Source organism: Shewanella halifaxensis HAW-EB4, assembly GCF_000019185.1.
In the GTDB taxonomy this organism is placed as follows: domain Bacteria; phylum Pseudomonadota; class Gammaproteobacteria; order Enterobacterales; family Shewanellaceae; genus Shewanella; species Shewanella halifaxensis.
The window spans coordinates 289,860-306,509 of record NC_010334.1; the positions used below are offsets into that span (position 1 = coordinate 289,860).

17 protein-coding genes are annotated in these 16,650 nt (G+C 46.7%); 5 read left to right on the plus strand and 12 right to left on the minus strand.

Annotated elements, in window-relative coordinates:
• Positions 1-122 precede the first annotated feature (122 nt).
• Positions 123-2,480: a Tex family protein gene (locus SHAL_RS01220; RefSeq protein ID WP_012275373.1), complete on the plus strand. Its 2,358-nt coding sequence runs from the start codon at positions 123-125 to the stop codon at positions 2,478-2,480.
• A 49-nt stretch (positions 2,481-2,529) separates the two neighbouring features.
• On the opposite strand, the gene SHAL_RS01225 is transcribed toward SHAL_RS01220, so the two are convergent.
• Entirely contained in the window at positions 2,530-3,024 is a 495-nt protein-coding gene (locus SHAL_RS01225) for a hypothetical protein (RefSeq protein ID WP_012275374.1), read from the minus strand.
• A gap of 98 nt (positions 3,025-3,122) precedes the next feature.
• A complete protein-coding gene (gene bioH / locus SHAL_RS01230) occupies positions 3,123-3,893 on the minus strand; it encodes a pimeloyl-ACP methyl ester esterase BioH (RefSeq protein ID WP_012275375.1) in 771 nt (256 codons plus the stop codon).
• 105 nt (positions 3,894-3,998) lie between these two features.
• Between bioH and SHAL_RS01235 the strand changes: the two genes are divergently transcribed.
• Positions 3,999-4,709, plus strand: coding sequence for an amidophosphoribosyltransferase (locus tag SHAL_RS01235; protein ID WP_049763863.1), 711 nt, complete (start codon positions 3,999-4,001; stop codon positions 4,707-4,709).
• A 30-nt stretch (positions 4,710-4,739) separates the two neighbouring features.
• Here SHAL_RS01235 and SHAL_RS01240 read toward each other — a convergent pair whose 3' ends face one another.
• Positions 4,740-7,280, minus strand: a complete 2,541-nt coding sequence (locus SHAL_RS01240) for a M14 family zinc carboxypeptidase (protein ID WP_012275377.1) — start codon at positions 7,278-7,280, stop codon at positions 4,740-4,742.
• A 210-nt stretch (positions 7,281-7,490) separates the two neighbouring features.
• On the opposite strand from SHAL_RS01240, the gene nfuA reads away from it, so the two are divergent.
• Positions 7,491-8,069 carry a Fe-S biogenesis protein NfuA gene (nfuA, locus tag SHAL_RS01245; RefSeq protein WP_012275378.1) on the plus strand — a complete coding sequence of 193 codons (579 nt, stop codon included), beginning with the start codon at positions 7,491-7,493 and terminating at the stop codon, positions 8,067-8,069.
• Between the two features lie 90 nt (positions 8,070-8,159).
• Here the strand turns inward: nfuA and SHAL_RS01250 are convergent, their stop codons facing one another.
• Positions 8,160-9,491, minus strand: a complete 1,332-nt coding sequence (locus tag SHAL_RS01250) for an MATE family efflux transporter (protein WP_012275379.1) — start codon at positions 9,489-9,491, stop codon at positions 8,160-8,162.
• 18 nt (positions 9,492-9,509) lie between these two features.
• On the opposite strand from SHAL_RS01250, the gene SHAL_RS01255 reads away from it, so the two are divergent.
• The gene (locus tag SHAL_RS01255) at positions 9,510-10,556 is read left to right on the plus strand and encodes a polysaccharide deacetylase family protein (protein WP_012275380.1); all 1,047 of its coding nucleotides are present in this window, start codon (positions 9,510-9,512) and stop codon (positions 10,554-10,556) included.
• 214 nt (positions 10,557-10,770) lie between these two features.
• Here SHAL_RS01255 and SHAL_RS01260 read toward each other — a convergent pair whose 3' ends face one another.
• The 5 genes from SHAL_RS01260 to SHAL_RS01280 form a co-directional block, all read right to left on the minus strand.
• Positions 10,771-11,400 carry an SCO family protein gene (locus SHAL_RS01260; protein ID WP_012275381.1) on the minus strand — a complete coding sequence of 210 codons (630 nt, stop codon included), beginning with the start codon at positions 11,398-11,400 and terminating at the stop codon, positions 10,771-10,773.
• 89 nt (positions 11,401-11,489) lie between these two features.
• Positions 11,490-12,395, minus strand: coding sequence for a heme o synthase (gene cyoE, locus SHAL_RS01265; protein WP_012275382.1), 906 nt, complete (start codon positions 12,393-12,395; stop codon positions 11,490-11,492).
• A 13-nt stretch (positions 12,396-12,408) separates the two neighbouring features.
• Entirely contained in the window at positions 12,409-13,392 is a 984-nt protein-coding gene (locus tag SHAL_RS01270) for a COX15/CtaA family protein (RefSeq protein WP_012275383.1), read from the minus strand.
• Between the two features lie 13 nt (positions 13,393-13,405).
• The gene (locus tag SHAL_RS01275) at positions 13,406-13,951 is read right to left on the minus strand and encodes a redox-active disulfide-containing membrane protein (RefSeq protein WP_012275384.1); all 546 of its coding nucleotides are present in this window, start codon (positions 13,949-13,951) and stop codon (positions 13,406-13,408) included.
• A gap of 127 nt (positions 13,952-14,078) precedes the next feature.
• Positions 14,079-14,816 (minus strand): SURF1 family protein, encoded by a 738-nt coding sequence (locus SHAL_RS01280; RefSeq protein WP_041415784.1) that lies wholly within the window; start codon positions 14,814-14,816, stop codon positions 14,079-14,081.
• On the opposite strand from SHAL_RS01280, the gene SHAL_RS01285 reads away from it, so the two are divergent.
• Positions 14,815-15,033, plus strand: a complete 219-nt coding sequence (locus tag SHAL_RS01285) for a DUF2909 family protein (RefSeq protein WP_041415785.1) — start codon at positions 14,815-14,817, stop codon at positions 15,031-15,033. The genes SHAL_RS01280 and SHAL_RS01285 overlap by 2 nt on opposite strands.
• Before the next feature lie 39 nt (positions 15,034-15,072).
• On the opposite strand, the gene SHAL_RS01290 is transcribed toward SHAL_RS01285, so the two are convergent.
• Genes SHAL_RS01290 through SHAL_RS01295 form a run of 3 tightly spaced genes read right to left on the minus strand, consistent with a single transcriptional unit; the run spans position 15,073 to position 16,650 of the window.
• The gene (locus SHAL_RS01290) at positions 15,073-15,954 is read right to left on the minus strand and encodes a cytochrome c oxidase subunit 3 (RefSeq protein ID WP_012275386.1); all 882 of its coding nucleotides are present in this window, start codon (positions 15,952-15,954) and stop codon (positions 15,073-15,075) included.
• On the minus strand, positions 15,944-16,069 hold the full coding sequence (locus tag SHAL_RS23540; RefSeq protein ID WP_263053409.1) for a hypothetical protein: 126 nt from the start codon (positions 16,067-16,069) through the stop codon (positions 15,944-15,946). The genes SHAL_RS01290 and SHAL_RS23540 overlap by 11 nt, the downstream gene beginning before the upstream one ends.
• Positions 16,066-16,650, minus strand: a complete 585-nt coding sequence (locus SHAL_RS01295; RefSeq protein ID WP_012275387.1) for a cytochrome c oxidase assembly protein — start codon at positions 16,648-16,650, stop codon at positions 16,066-16,068. The genes SHAL_RS23540 and SHAL_RS01295 overlap by 4 nt, the downstream gene beginning before the upstream one ends.

Sequence of the window (16,650 nt, forward strand, 5' to 3'; positions counted from 1 at the left end):
GTAGGCTGCGCGATTTATACCGCGCAAATAACATAATTGTCTTAGTATTTGCATTAACCAAATCCATGCGCTGTGGTATCTTTGGTGCAATACCTTTTATCAACTAGGCTCGACCTCTATTTATGCAAAATATTGCACAGCTCATCGCTGAGGAACTCAATGTTCGTCAGCAACAAGTTATCGATACCATTTCATTACTCGATGACGGCGCAACCGTGCCGTTTATTGCCCGTTACCGTAAAGAGGCCACTGGTGGCTTAGATGACGTTCAACTGCGTACCCTATTTAGTCGTTTGGGCTATTTACGGGATCTCAATGATCGTCGTAACGTAATTTTGTCGAGTATTGAAGCACAGAGTAAGTTAACACCTGAGCTGAAAGCAGCGATTATTGCTGCCGATAGTAAGACGCGTCTAGAAGATCTCTACCTTCCATATAAGCCAAAGCGTCGCACTAAGGGTCTTATTGCGATTGAAGCGGGCATCGAACCTTTAGCCGATTACCTGTTAGCTAATCGCCAAGTCGATTGCGAAGCGGCTGCTAGCGAATATATCAACGCTGCCGCAGGTTTTGCCGACGCCAAGGCTGTGCTCGATGGCGCACGCTTTATCTTGATGGAGCGCTTTGCTGAAGATGCAGAGCTGTTGCAAAAAATTCGTACTCAAGTTGAGCAAAATGCCGTACTTGAAAGCACTATGGTTAAGGGCAAAGAGAAAGAAGGCGCAAAGTTTAGAGATTACTTCGAGCATTCTGAAAAGCTGACCAAAGTGCCATCACACCGTGCGCTAGCGATGCTGCGTGGCCGCAATGAAGGCATGTTGAGCCTTAATATTAATGCCGACCCGCATCAAGAGCCTAAGCAAGCGAGCTATTGTGAAGTGATCATTATTGAGCATTTTAAGCTGGGGCTTACAGATACTGGCGTTGATGCTTGGCTAAAAACAGTGGTAGCGGCGACGTGGAAAGTTAAGATTGCCCTACAGATGGAAACCGAGTTTCTTGGCCGTATGCGTGATAGCGCCGAACAAGAAGCGATTAAGGTTTTTGCCCGTAACTTAGGCGATCTACTGATGGCGGCACCAGCGGGTGCTAAAGCGACCTTAGGTTTAGATCCTGGTCTTCGCTCTGGCGTTAAAGTAGCGATTGTCAACGACACGGGTAAGCTGGTGGCGCACACGACTATTTTCCCACATGCTCCGCAAAATCAGTGGGATAAGTCGGTAAGAACCTTAAGTAACCTAGTTAAGATGCACAAGGTTGAGTTGATTGCGATTGGTAACGGCACCGCATCGCGTGAAACCGATAAGCTAGCTGCAGACTTAATCAGCCAAGTAAAAGCTGACTTGCCAACATTGACCAAAATTATGGTCAGCGAAGCGGGTGCATCTGTCTATTCAGCCTCTGAGCTAGCCTCGGAAGAGTTCCCAGATATCGATGTATCTATTCGCGGCGCGGTGTCTATTGCACGCCGCCTACAAGATCCGTTGGCAGAGCTTGTTAAGATTGAGCCTAAAGCGATTGGTGTCGGCCAATATCAGCACGATGTGAGTCAGAGTCAGCTATCAAGTTCACTAGAAGCGGTTGTCGAAGACTGTGTGAACGGCGTTGGTGTTGACGTTAATATGGCGTCAGCTGCACTGCTTGCACAGGTGGCGGGTCTAAATAAAACCTTAGCGCGTAATATCGTGACTCATCGTGACGAGCAAGGTCGCTTTAACAACCGTAAAGCACTGCTTAAAGTCGCGCGCCTTGGGCCTAAAGCCTATGAGCAAGCAGCGGGTTTCCTGCGTATTAACGACGGTGATAACCCACTCGATAGCTCTTCGGTTCACCCTGAAGCCTACTCATTAGTCGAGTCTATTGCTGCGGATAAAGCTGTCTCTGTTGCTGAATTGGTGGGTAACTCAGAACTGATTAAGTTACTGGAAGCAAAAGACTTCATTACCAACGAGTTTGGTCTACCTACGGTAACCGATATTCTGGCTGAGCTTGATAAGCCTGGTCGAGATCCTCGTGGTGAGTTTAAGACTGCGACCTTTAAAGAGGGCGTAGAAGAGATTAAAGATCTGCAGCTAGATATGATCTTAGAAGGTGTGGTGACTAATGTGACCAACTTTGGCGCCTTTGTTGATGTGGGCGTTCATCAAGATGGCTTAGTGCATATCTCTTCGATGACCGACAAGTTTATCGACGATCCACATAAGGTGGTTAAAGCCGGCGATATCGTTAAAGTGAAGGTGATGGAAGTGGATGCCGAGCGTCGCCGTATTGCGCTAAGTATGCGTCTTGATGATAAGGCTGGCGATGCCCATAAGAGTGCGCCACGTCCTACTTACAACAAAGCAAGCCCGAATAAGGGCGCTGCGAATAAAGGCACTAATCAGCAACGCGGCCAACAGAAGAGCCATAAGCCTAAGCAGCAAGCCAATGCTGCCATGGGTAACGCTTTTGCCGATGCCTTCGCGAAATTGAAGAAGTAATCGTTTAAGCGAGACACAAAAAAACCGACAACTGAGTTTGTCGGTTTTTTTATGCCGTTTCTAAAAGGTTTGGCTGAGTATCGGGTTCGGTTCGTTGATGGTAAAAGGCTTCAATACGCACACCAAAGGCTTGGTAAAACTGTAATGTCTCGTTAGGCATCGCTTGGTTGGTTGGGCTTGTATCGGTTGGCGGTGGCTGTTGCCCAGGCAGTTTAATATCGCTGCGCTTGAGTGGCGCCCGCTGGCTAAGCAGCTGCTTTAAATTTAAGTTGGCTGCTTGTTTCTGTTTTTCTTGACCAGATTGCTCTTGCTGCTGAGATTGGCCTTGCTGCTTTTGTTGCACCGACTCGCGAAGCTTAGCTTGGTTTTGTGCATGGTCTGCAGTACGTTCATGCTGCGGGTTAAAGGCGCGTTCTTCATGGCCTTTGGTGGCTTGTTGCGGCGGAATAATGGGTGGGCGCTGCTGACTATCCGTGCGCGCAGAATCGGTTGCAGCATTAGATGTTGCAATCGGCACGTTGGGATAGTTGGTCACCACTAACATAATATTTCCCGCTGAAAAGTGTGGTTAAATCTTAACCTAATTCAGCGTAAAAATAAAGCGCCATGGTCAGACTCACCTTAACGCTTGGTATCGATTTCTCAGTTGCTTATCTTATCTAGCCAAAGTTTGTAACCATCGAGAAACTCTGCTTGATGACTAATGAACGGAGCGTGAGAGGCTTTGGTAAGCAGCATGTCTTCACTGGCAGAAACCTGTGGCATTGCCTTAATGACTCTGCGAGGCACTAGGCCGTCTAATCGTCCCCACACTCTCAACCAGGGTTGATCTATTTGAGATAGCTGCGAACGTAAGTCGACATTTTCAAGCATGTCCAAGCCTTGAGCGAGTGCTGGTTGCTGTGCGCTGGGACGAGCCAGTACTAATTCACGTAACTGTTTAATATCGGCCTTAGCCGTTTGGCTGCCCATGGCTTGAATCGCCAAGAAGCGCTCGACCGTTTTATCGAGATCTTGAGTCAGTTGGCTGGCAAACTGGCCTAACACCTCGGCAGGGATCCCCGGCCAATCTTCACGAGCCATAAAACAAGGCGATGACGCGATAGTGCATAGGGCCGATACACGCTGTGGCTGCTTTATTGCTGCCAGAGTGGCAACCAGCCCCCCCAGTGACCACCCAGTCCAAATAGCCTTCTCAGGTACCTGTTCCATAATAGCTTCAAGCCAATGTTCAATATTGCCCATAACGGCCTGGCTATGGCCAAATCCCGGCAGATCGACATAGTGGAACCTATAATTGTTTAATTCACTATGAAGTGGAGTAAATACGGCGCTATTAACCCCCCAACCATGGAGCATGACGACGTCAGGGCCTTGGCCGATAGATTCAACATGTAACTTTATTTGGCTCACTTAGGACCTCATAGCTTAACGAGGCAACGTAGAAAAGGGGTTACCTAATTCGTGTTGTCTTTGGTTAACAGGGGAATATTGAAAAGGATTTCACCTATTAAGATAATGTTCTTGAATAGATGGCTCGCGGCTATTTTACCCAATCGCTGTTTGATGTGCCATCAACATATAGAGGCAGAGCATCACGGAATATGTACTGTGTGTTTACATGCTTGCCGTTATCAAACTGAGATCTGTTTAGGCTGTGGCAGCAAAATATTACTGCAGATGCCTTTTTGTGGGCGCTGTATGCTTTCCCCCAGATTAAAAGTGATTGCACCTTGCAGTTACCATCAAGGGATGGGGCATTGGGTTGGGCAGATTAAGTATCAGGCGCAATTTGCTGTGATTGATGTGTTAGTCGATGCCTTAGTACAGCGAATTTTGTACCTAGAGTTCTTGGGCTTCATAGAGTTGCCCCAAGTGTTGGTAGCAGTGCCACTGCACCGAAAAAGACTGCAACAGCGAGGCTTTAATCAGGCATGGTTAATTGCGCATGCGCTGTCAAAGCGGCTGGATATTCCCCTTGTCGACAATCTGCTGCTAAGGACCATAGACACACAACCTCAGGCTGGACTCAGCGGAAAACTGCGGCGCAAGAACCTTAACAATGCTTTTGAGCTATCAGCTGAGTTTAATTGGCAGCGAGTCGCCTTGATTGATGATGTGGTAACAACCGGTACCACGGTTGATGAAATTGCGAGGTTATTGCAGCGTAAGCATACTCAGGTACAAGTGTGGTGCCTAGCAAGAGCCGAAGCACCGGGCCTGAGTTAATCTTGTTCAGCCATTTATATCGATAAGAAATTAATGCAACGCAGGAATAAAATAGAGCGCGTTAGCATAGACTTTTTGGCTGCCTAACCAGATATTTCTAAATAGCAGGTTATCAGCCATCGCCACAACAGCGCCCTTATTGTGAGACTCGATGATAATTGCGGGCGAGTTGCTAAAGCTGCTCTGATACTCTTGGGCTAAATAGCCGCTGAGTAGCGGATCTGAAGCGTACTTTGCCGCGACGGTAAAGTCGTTGGTCGTTTGAGAAAATCCTAAGACTTGGTTTTTAAGCACCGGAAGCCGATCGTCATTTAGGCCAAAGTTAATCGGATGGCTGGTATCGAGTTTTAACTCCAAAATTGCACCGCCAATTTCTTGTTCAGCTTTGAATTTTGATTTTTTGTCGAAGGTTAAGCCATCGGCATCGAACAGCTGTTTGTAAAAACGATCGCTGCGCAAATTGGTTTTTAACAGATTCGATTTACTGAGCCAATCTAGCGCGCCTTTTTGCGCTATCACTACGCCGCCGTTTGAGGCGAACTGCCCCAGCTTACGAGCAAACCTTTCATTTAAGGTGAAATAGTTGCCATCGGCCATAAGAACGTGGCTGTAGTCGCTCAGCTTGACCAAAGCAAGATTATTAATATCGACTAAGGTGGTGGCGACTCCTAAGGTGTTATCTAAGTAATACCAAAGCTGACCAACTTCGGCAATTGAGGTGCCTTTACCGCTGATAATTAATGGTCGGATAGGCTTGATGACCTTAAAGTCTGGGCTGCCAAGATCGATACCCTGAGTTGCAGCGCTGGTGTCCACTGCCACAATATTAACCTTAAATTCTTGGGCGAGTTTGCCTACCTTTTGGCTGATCTCATCAGCGGATAAATTGTCCTGCTTTAATGGGATTTGCAGTGTCCCGGCGGCAAAATCGCTCTCTTTAGCGGCAACAGCGATACTAAAGGGCTTGGCGGCAAACTTTACCATCACGCCCTGTTCTAAGAGCTGTTGTAGTAGCGAGGCCGCTTGGCTTTGGCGCCAATCAATGAGCAGAGCGACAGTATTATCGCCCCAGCTATCGGGCTGGAACTCGGGGGCTGTTTGGCTCAGCACGCTCAACTCTAGTTTGATGTTACGGCGTAGGGTTAAGTCGAAAGCATGCTGTAAGTTCCAAGTTGAAATGTCATAGAACGTCGGGTCGACAAACTCCGTTCTATCATCAAACATGGCTTTAAGTAGTGATGATTGCGCTTGATTATGTGGGATAAAAAGACTGTTATCGACCTCAAACTCGACACCACCTTGGGTTAGTGGCTTAGTGAGATAGTAATACGCAATCAGATGTTGATCTAGCAGCTTAGTCAGTGCGTTGATTCGGCCCTGATCATTGTTGGCACTCAATAATAGCCCTGCTTGGTGAGGCTTTTTCTTCATCGCCTTTTGATGTTTATTTTTGAAAAACTCGGCTTGGTAGTGTTCAAGTTCAGACTTTAAGGCTATTGCCCCTTTAAGGCTCGATATTGAAGTGGCGTATTGATTCTCTATCGCCTCTTGAAGGCTAAGCACTCCATTGACAGAGTCTTGCTGCTGGCCACGGGCACTGGCTTGCTCAAACAGCACGCCGATGGCGCCGTTAATATCTGGGTAGGTAGACCCCTTGCCGTAGAAGAAATCATCGAACAATTGACGGCTGAAATAGTTCTGTTTTTTAGCATCGAGCTCGGCTTGGTGATAGGCCGCTAACTTGGCGGTTAACTTTTGATTTCCAGCGGGCGTTAACGGGTGGGTTCGCTCGGGAACACCGGGCTGGAAAAAATAAGTGAAGTTATGGCCCATCTCGTGAAAATCGCCAACATAATGCGGTTGCCAGCGGTGGAATAGTGCAACACGCCCCTGTGATTCAGGATGGCGTAGGAACAGCCAGTCACGGTTCAGATCGGCTAAATAGTGATTACTTCTGCCTGTTGGCCAACCTTGCTTGTGCTCTTTGTGGTTAGGGTCGCTGACGGTCACTTTACCGGCATAACCGTTAGCCCAAGTTGAAAAGCGATCTAAGCCGTCGGGATTTTGGCTCGGCGTTATCAGTACTACGGCCTTGTCGAGTAGATTGACGACCCATTTCTCTTCGCTGGTGGCCAGCATATGGCTGAGTTTAATGGCGCTATGGGCCCCGCTAATTTCATCGCCATGAATCGAGTAGGCTAGCCATATGATCAGTGGCCCACCTTGCTTGCCTAGATATTTGATCTGCTGTCGCTCGGCTAAGATCTCATCGAGTTTGGCTTGGTTCTCAGGCGAGGTGATCACCGCGGTAAGCTGTTGTCTTGCTTCATGGCTTTGGCCGGTATTTTCGATGGAAACTCTGGGGTTTTGCTGAGCAATTTCTTTAAGGTAAGTGTTAATTTGATCATGGCGCAGTAAGCGCTCGCCAAGGGGGTAGCCTAAAAACGCTTCAGGACTGGTCGTTGTCACGCCGTAAAGGGGATTATCGGTTAAGCGCGTCTTTTTTGCTTCGGCAAGAAAGGAGGGCAATATCAAAAAAGCGCACAAAAAAATAAGACCAATTCTAAGCATGGAGTTTTTCGTTATATTTATAATATTGTTGTTAAATTAACAGCTCAGCGTTGACAAAACCACTCTAGGCTAAGATAAAAAACTGTGATCTAGTCGGTATTTATTATCAATCTGTGAGCCTAGGGGGCTATAAAGGATTGCAGAGTAAGAGTATTATAGGGCTAATTCTTACTAAAACACTCAGGTTTATCCCTGACGGAGCATGTTTTCATGATTACCATTTCCGAAACAGCTCAGGCGCATTTTGTTAAATTGTTATCAGATCAGCCTGAAGGAACTCACATTCGAGTATTTGTTATCAGCCCTGGCACTGCGCAGGCTGAGTGTGGCGTATCGTATTGTCCACCCGATGCGGTTGAGGCTGACGACACTGAATTTGAATTCAACGGCTTTAATGCAATGGTTGATGAAAAAAGTGCACCTTTCCTTGAAGAAGCGACTATCGACTTCGTTACCGATCAGTTGGGTTCTCAGTTAACGCTAAAAGCACCTAATGCTAAGATGCGTAAAGTGTCTGATGATGCTTCATTGTCAGAGCGCATCGAGTACGTTATCCAGTCTGAAATCAACCCACAGCTTGCTAGCCATGGCGGTAACATCATGCTAGTTGAAATTACTGAAGAGGGCATTGCTGTACTTCAGTTTGGTGGCGGTTGTAATGGTTGTTCTATGGTTGATGTGACGCTAAAAGACGGTATCGAGAAGCAACTACTTGAGATGTTCCCTAGTGAGCTAACTGGCGTTAAAGACGTTACAGAGCACCAACACGGTGAGCACTCTTACCAGTAATACCAAGGTATTATTAAAAATAACGCGACTCTAGCTCTAGTCTAAGTCGCGTTTTTTTATGTCAGTTTTTTATGTCTATTTTTGCCTAAATCAGTTTAATACCAGTCGGAGCTTGAACCAGTAATGCAGTGACAGTGAGGCACTACGGGCTAACATAAAGCAGCTCATGGCTGCCCATAGTGCAAAGTTACCCTGTGGTTCTAGCAAGTACCATACTGGGAAAAATACGCCAAAGGTAGATAGGATCATGCTGTTACGCATCACCTTACCCTGAGCAGCACCAATATAAACACCATCAAACAGGTAGGAGCCAAAGGCGAGCAAAGGCAGGAATATCACCCAGATAATGTATTGCTCAGCGACCTCTCTGACCTCTGTAATGCTGGTTAGCATCGCGATAATGTGTGACCCAGCCAAGGCAAAAAACAGGGTAAAGCCTAACGCGGCGATAGCAGACCAAGCCCAGGCTAACGTTACTGATTCCTGCATTAAGCGACTATTTTTCTGACCATAGGCTCGGCCAACTTCAGCTTCGGCATAATAGGCGATGCCGTCGAGAGCATACGAGATAAGCAGTAACAGGTTAAGCAATACGGCATTAGCGGCAACGGTATTGTCACCTAAGCCTGCGCCGTAAAATGTCATAAAGGCAAACGATAGCTGTAGACATAAACTACGCACGAAGATGTCGGTATTGAGGCCCATCAACTTGCCGTAGCTTTGCAGTGTTAGCTGCTTAGCCACGTTAAATAGCTTAAAATTACCGAGTTTATTGAGCTGTCCGCGCACCATAGTCAGCGCCACTAAGAAGCCTGAAATATCGGCAATGACAGAGGCGAATGCCGCGCCTTTAACTCCCCAGCCTAAAACAAGAACGAAGACGATATCTAACACGATATTGACTAGGTTGGCGATAATAAGCTGCCACATCGCAGCTTTAGGTTGTTGGCGTCCAAGCAGCCAGCCGAGCATGACTAAATTCATTAGTGCAAACGGAGTCGACCAGATCCTGACTTGGAAATATTCACGGCAATAGCGTTCAACTTCAACACTGGCGTCTGACATCGCCATAGCTAAGTTGAGGATGGGGAGTTGCAGCGCAATGGCGGCAATACCAAATAGTAGTGCTAAACTTGCGGCTTGCACCAATAATTTAAATTGTTGCTCAGTGTCGTTTGCGCCGTAGGCTTGCGCCACTAATCCAGTGGTTGCCATGCGTAAAAATCCTAGCAACCACAAAATTAAGGTTATAATCGTTGACCCAACTGCCACGCCGCCTAAATAATAGGCGTTGCTAAGATGTCCAACAACGGCAGTATCGACGAGTCCTAGCAGCGGCACCGTGATATTCGAGAGGATCATGGGTAGCGCAAGGGCAAAGAGTTGTCGGTTTTTTTGTGGGTTTAACAGTAAGGCAATCATTTTAGAGGTCTAATATTTATGGTTAAAAACGTGTTGCTAGCGCTACTTGCGCTGACAGGTTTTTCGGCTCACGCGGCGGTGATCCTACAGTATCATCATGTATCTGATAGTACGCCTGCGGTCACCAGTGTTACCCCTGCGCAGTTCAAAGAGCAGATGCAGTACCTGGCGGAAAACAACTTTAATGTGGTACCACTTTCAACAGTGGTGGAGTCAATCAAGGCGAAAAAAGCCCTGCCAGCGAAAACGATTGCGATCACCTTCGATGATGGTTATCGCAGCATTGCTAATACCGCGCACCCCATTTTAAAGCAATATAAATTCCCCTACACCCTTTTTGTATCGGTTGAGCCGATCCTAAAAGAGTATGGTGAAATGATGAGCTGGCAGCAGCTGATCACCTTGTCTAATGAAGGCGCAGAAATTGCCAATCACAGTTGGGGCCACGAGCACTTAATTCGTAAAAATGCGGATGAAACCGACGAGCAATGGCTAGCGCGTATCGAGGAAAACATTTTACGAACCGAAGCGGAAATTGTTAAGGCTACCGGACAAAACTTAAAAATGTTGGCTTATCCTTATGGGGAGTACAATCAACAGATTGAAGATATGCTCGATAAACATGGCTTTGTGGCATTTGGCCAACAGTCTGGTGCCGCAGGTCCGTATTCACCATTAACGGCACTGCCGCGTTTTCCTGTTGCTGGCGTGTATGCCGATCTCAACAGCTTAAAGGTAAAACTGCATAGCTTAAATATGCCGGTGATTTCGCAGACTAATAGCGATCCACAGTTGCCGCAAGGTCAGTGGCGTCCTGAGATTAAAGTGACCTTGGATATGAGCGATATCAATGCTTCACAGCTGATGTGTTTTATTCAGGGCCAGGGAGCTAAGAAGCCTAATTGGATCTCTGATAACCAATTTAGCATTCAAGCAGAGCTAGATCTGCCAGCGGGTCGTTCACGTTATAACTGTACTGCTCCGAGTAAGAGTAAAGGTAGTTACTACTGGTTTTCACAGCCCTGGATCCGACCTAAATCTAATGGTCAGTGGATTGCTGAATAGATTAGCGGCTAAAAAAACGCCGGCAAAGGCAATGCCGTTAAGTTAAGCCAAGATCTTAAATACAAAACTAAGAACCCAGCATAAGCTGGGTTCTTTGCTTTAAAAGCGATAAACCACGAAGCGCTCACTTCGTGCTCTTTGTGTCCTTCGTGGTTCATTCTTATCTTTCTAAATCAACGCATTTTCTCTGAGCAATTCCTTTCCGTGAACGGTATTAACCCGAATATTTATCAATAATTGCGTTTACGTCATGAATTAAGTCGCGATTTTTGATCTGAGGCAATTGTCCTGGAGTCTTTGACTTAGGCTTGATAATCGCAACTTTCTCACCTTTAGGCGAGACTAGGGCAAATGAGGCACTGTGATCGACCTGATAGTCTTCACCTTCTCCCACCATGGCATAAACAAAACCTAGGCTACGGGTTACCGGCAGTAGTTGTTTATGTTCTCCGGTTACAGCCACGAACTCAGGATTAAAGAAGCGAATATAACTTTCTAATGTGCTCGTAGAGTCTCTTTGTGGGTCAACGGATAGAAAGATAACCTGTAGATCTTCACCTTGAGCCAGACTCGGGTACGCCGAGGTTAACTTACCCATAGTCGTTGGGCAAACATCGGGGCAAGAGGTATAGCCGATGAAAAATAGGCTCCACTTGCCGTTTAAGTCGGCGTTAGTGAATGTGTTACCGTGTTGGTCAATGAGTGAAAATGGCGCTAATGGCTGCGGCGATGGATACTCAAAGCTGGTTTGCAGCGCTAACGGTTTAGGTGAGTTGAGCCCAATACTGGCGTAGACCCCCGCAGCGACCATTAAAATGGCTGTAATAATCCATGTGAGCCTCATCTTTTATCTCCTAGCGTATGACGAAGTGCGCCCAATACCTGACAGCTAATACTAATAATTTTTATAGGCATAGATTTATAACCATAGATTTATAGCCACAAGTAATGATCAACCAATAGAGCAATAAACAGTAGCATCAGGTGATAGATTGAAAACTTAAATAGCTTCATCGCCATGCCGGGTTCTTCATGGAACTTGAGTTGCCAAGCTTTATAGATAAAAGTGACGCTGAGTAGTGTTGAACTCACCAAATAAACCGGGCCACACATGCCTACTAATACTGGCAATAAGCAAGCGATAGCTAACAAGATGGTATAGAGGAAAATACAGGTTTTGGTGAACTCGACACCATGAGTCACTGGCAGCATAGGGATGTCGACCTTGGCATATTCGACTCTTCGATGAATAGCCAACGCCCAAAAATGCGGTGGCGTCCAGGCAAAAATGATGATGACGAGTAGCAGCGCGTTACCGTGAAACTCGCCTGTTACCGCTGTCCAGCCAAGTAGTGGCGGCATGGCACCCGCTAAGCCGCCAACTACAATATTTTGTGGTGTCGCACGCTTTAAGTAAGCGGTATAAACCACGGCATAACCTATCAAACTCGCAAAGGTGAGCCATGCTGTTAGTGGGTTGACTAGGACATACAGCACCACAAAGCCAAGGATCCCAAGACTACATGAAAAGGTTAGTGCTTTTGCTATCGATACTCGCCCTTTGGGCAGTGGACGATTATAGGTACGCGCCATTAAGCCATCGATACGACGATCGATGAGATGATTAAAGGCCGCCGCCGAGCCTGCCATCATGCCAATTCCTGCCATGCCAGCAATTAAAGGGACTATAGGTACGACTCCAGGTACGGCTAAGCACATACCGACTAATACGGTGAGTAGCATGAGTGCCACGACCTTAGGCTTAGTCATTTCGTAATAAGCACGCCATTGAAACAGTGGTGTTGATGGGTTTCTTGAGAGTGCGATGGGTTTTGGCATAAGTTAAACCTCGCTATGCTTTGCGCCATAGGGCGTAATTAATAAAGACTAATGTCAGTAGTAATAGCGCTGCGCCGCCATTATGGGAAACGGCGATACCTAGGGGAAGGTGTAGCACTATATTTGAGATCCCAAGTATCACTTGAACCACGACCAATACGGCTAGCAGCCAAGCGGCATTGCGTATCGTGGTGGATTTTGCCGTGTGAATGAGCTTAAAAGCCAAATACAGCAACATCGCTGTGGTGATGATGGCGCCTACGCGGTGGGCGACATGAATAGTCATTCTGGCTGAATAGTCTAAAACCCCATACTCAAAGCTGGCATGTTCGCCTTGAAACGGCGAAAAGGCTTTAGCAAAGCTGAGGTTATCGACCCAGTTGCCCTCGCAAAATGGCAAGGTGGTGCAGGCCAGCGCGGCATAGTTTGATGATGTCCAGCCACCTAAGATGATTTGCAGTAGAAGTACGCCAATGCTGATGGCTGCGAAGCCTGCTAGTTTACGAGCTGGCAGATCACCGCCAGGGATCCTAAGCGGCTTGCTGCGCAGATACAGTAATAACAGCAGTGAGAATAGTGCAAATCCGCCCAGTAGGTGGGCCATGACGATAATCGGCATCAGCTTCATCGTCACAGTCCACATGCCGAGAGCCGCTTGAAAGATGATAAGGGCAGCGATGAACATTGGCAGTTTCTTAGGAGCATCATTAGTCTTAAGGCTGATGGCTAAAATGAGTAACACCAATAAGCCTAATGTCCCAGCAATGTAACGATGGATCATCTCAAGCCAAGCTTTATCGGCTTCAACGGTATGTTCAGGAAAGGCTTGTTGTACTTGGTTTAGTTCATGGGCTTGGCTAGGGACTTTGAGCATGCCGTAGCAGCCAGGCCAGTCAGGGCAGCCAAGGCCTGCATCGGATAGGCGAGTGTAAGCACCCATTAATATTACGCACAAAGTAAAAACCAGAGTGATTTTCAATAGCGGCTTAATCTGCATAACAAACGTCTCCTTAGCCAATCCGTGACAGTTTGAGTAACTTACGCAGATCGGCCACTAAGGCTTTGCCTTGCATGATTTGTGATTGATGATCTGCAGCTATCGGGTAACTCATCACTAAGCTACCTAGCGGGTCGACGATGACTAACTCTTGCTGAGCAAGAAGCTGGCTGAGTGCTTTAGAGGGGATCGCCGTTACAAAATCAGAGGAGTCGAGAGCGGCGGTGTCGCTGTGCTCGTTAATCATAATAATGGTATGTACGCGGTCTTGGTTACGACCCAGTGCCACATGGCTCTGCTGCAGAATATAGAGTCTGTCTTTGCAGACGGCATCACAGTGATTAGGCAGTTGATAAAGCAGCTGCCATTCATGAGGCTGTGGATTAACCATAGCTAGGCTTTGATAGCTGATATCGGTGTCGAGCAGTTGCCCCTTATTAGTGACTCCGCCTTGGTACAGGTTGAAGCTGAGTACTAGCTTTGCAGCTATCACAGGTAGGGCGAAAGCCAGTAATAGTAGCAGTAATGTTTTTTTGCCGTTTTTTTGGGGGGAGTTCATTCCATCTCCTCTTTATGTCACTAAAATCCATCAAATTTGATGATTAGAGTTAAGTCTTCCCGTAACGGCTAGGAGCTTAATTTCTAACCTACATCGTCTAACTGTAGTTAGCAATAGATCAATTTTCCTACTTATTATGCTGTTGTTTTAACGTACGAAAAAGCAGATATCCCATGAGCAATGCAAATACGCCAGCCATTGAAAACCACTGCACGGCATAGCCATGATGTTTCTGTGACGATAATGGGATCGGCTGCCACGGATGAGAATATGAGTTAGCGAGATTACTCGGTTGCAATACCGCGCTCGCGAGGGGCATATTGAGTTGCTCAGACAGCTGAGGGATATTGAGATTTTGAATGCGCTTAGGCCAACCCGCTTCGGGCATCAGCTCTGAGCTCATGGGGTTCAACTGCTTTTGGTAAACGCGCCCTTCTAGCATCGCGGGGGCAGTGATAGCTGTTACGCTTGGTAGCTTAGCGCGATCCATACTCGCAGCGATAAAACCGAGCTCGACTAACAACCAAGGTTCGGATTCGTTGACCTGCACAGCTTGCAAGGCTAAGTAGCCAACTTTGCCCTTATAGACCTGATTATCGAGCAGAAAAATATCTGTCGAGATAGGAGTGACTGCGGCTTTTAGTTTAAACCCTGTTAAGGGTTCATCTTTGGGGAAATTGAGTAGTTGCCGATAACTTAACACTGAAGCCGCTTGCCGATTTGTCAGTTGCTGCTGCCAGTGAGCCTTATATTGGGCTCTTTCCAGCTGCCAAAAACCTAACTTGACCAAAATAGAAAACACAACCACAGTAGAAAGCACAACAAACAACCAAGCAAGATTCATCTTAACGCGAGGAAGCGCCATGTCTGCTTTGTTTATCTTTAAGTTGGTCTTAGTACTGCTACTGCTATTCATACTGTTTAATTTAGCTCGAGCCCTATTTATCATGGTGAAAGGAGAAAAGAGTGTGCTAATGAGCCAATACTTGGGTCGCCGAGTGCTCTTTTCTGTATTAGTGGTGCTGTTACTGTTTGTGGCGTTAGGGACTGGAGTCATTACGCCTAACTCCAGACCTTACTAATGGCTTACTTCTTGAGTTTCAGCTCGTTAAATATGGCCGTTAAAGTACATAAACGAAGATAAATAAGCACAGCCAAACCACATCAACAAAGTGCCAATACCAACTGCCGGCCTGAAAGGCAAAATGCTTATCGGGGGTAAAGTGCCCCTTGAGAACTCTGAAAAACAGCACGATGAGGAATACGGTTCCTAAGGTAACGTGCATGCCGTGAAAGCCCGTTAATAAGAAAAAAGTATTACCGTAAATACCAGAATTTAAAGTCAGCCCCATCTCTTGGTAGGCATGGAGATACTCTTCAACTTGCAGGTACAAGAACGCAACCCCAAGTAAGATGGTTATCGCTAGCCAAACCGTTAATGCGCTGCGCTTATTTTTTTCTAACCCTAGGTGAGCAAAATGTAATGTTATCGAAGAGGTCAGAAGTATTAGGGTGTTGTAGAGCGGTAGCCCTGTCCAGTCCATCGCTTGGGTGAGACTACCATCTGGAGTTGTTAGTAAAGGCCAGGCCGCTTCAAACATTGGCCATAGCACCTCATGGGTCATGGCATTATTTGATGCGCCGCCAAGCCAAGGTATCGCAATGATTCTGGCATAAAATAGTGCACCAAAAAAGGCGGCAAAGAACATGACTTCAGAGAAGATAAACCAGCTCATTCCCTGCCTAAATGAGCGGTCCATCTGTTTGGAGTAGAGTCCTGCCATTGATTCGGCGATAACGGTTCTAAACCAGCCAAAAATCATAAAAATAATGACCGCAATACCTGCCAGCAAGATATAACCGCCAAAACCACCTTGGCTGTTTAGTTCAGAAACATAGCTACCTGCGCCAAAGGCAATTAGAAAGAGGCCTACTGCACCAATAATCGGCCAGGCGCTTTGCTCTGGTACATAATAATTATCATGCTTATGTTCAGTTGTCATTTAGCTGCTCCTTGCTCTGTAGCAGCTCTAGGCGCAGTTTAGTTACTGTTTTAGTCACAGCAACACTTTTACTGCTAGAGTAATTTTCAGCTCTATATTCATGTTCAGTTGTCATTGTGCAGCTCCTTGCTCCACAGCATTACTTGCGGCACTGACTACATAGCCCTTGTCCGTGATGTTGTAGAGGGTATAAGAGAGGGTCAAGGTCGAGATTGAATCCGGCAATTGCGGATCCACAAAAAAGATGAGCGGTAGATTGGCTGCAGCATTAGCCTGCAAAACCTGCTGATTGAAACAGAAGCATTCCGTCTTATTAAAATAGGCTGCTCCCAGCCCGGGAGAAACCGATGGAATAGCCTGACCAACAATATGTGTTGCCGACAGATTCGTGGCAACAAAATGAGTACGAATAAGCTCACCAGGATGCACTTGCATGGTGTTTACCTGTGGCGTGAATGTCCAAGGCATATCGCTTTGCACCTGAGAAACAAACTCTACTGTGATGCTTCTACTTTTATCGACAACGACGGGCTGATACACACTGGCAGTACTTTGGGTTTTGCCGTTAATGCCTAACGTGTCGCACAGCACGTCATATAAAGGAACAAGGGCAAAGCCAAAGCCAAACATGCCCACAGCGCCAATAATTAGCGCGGCGATCAGTTTGCGATTGGAGTAGCGCTTAATCTCTGCCAT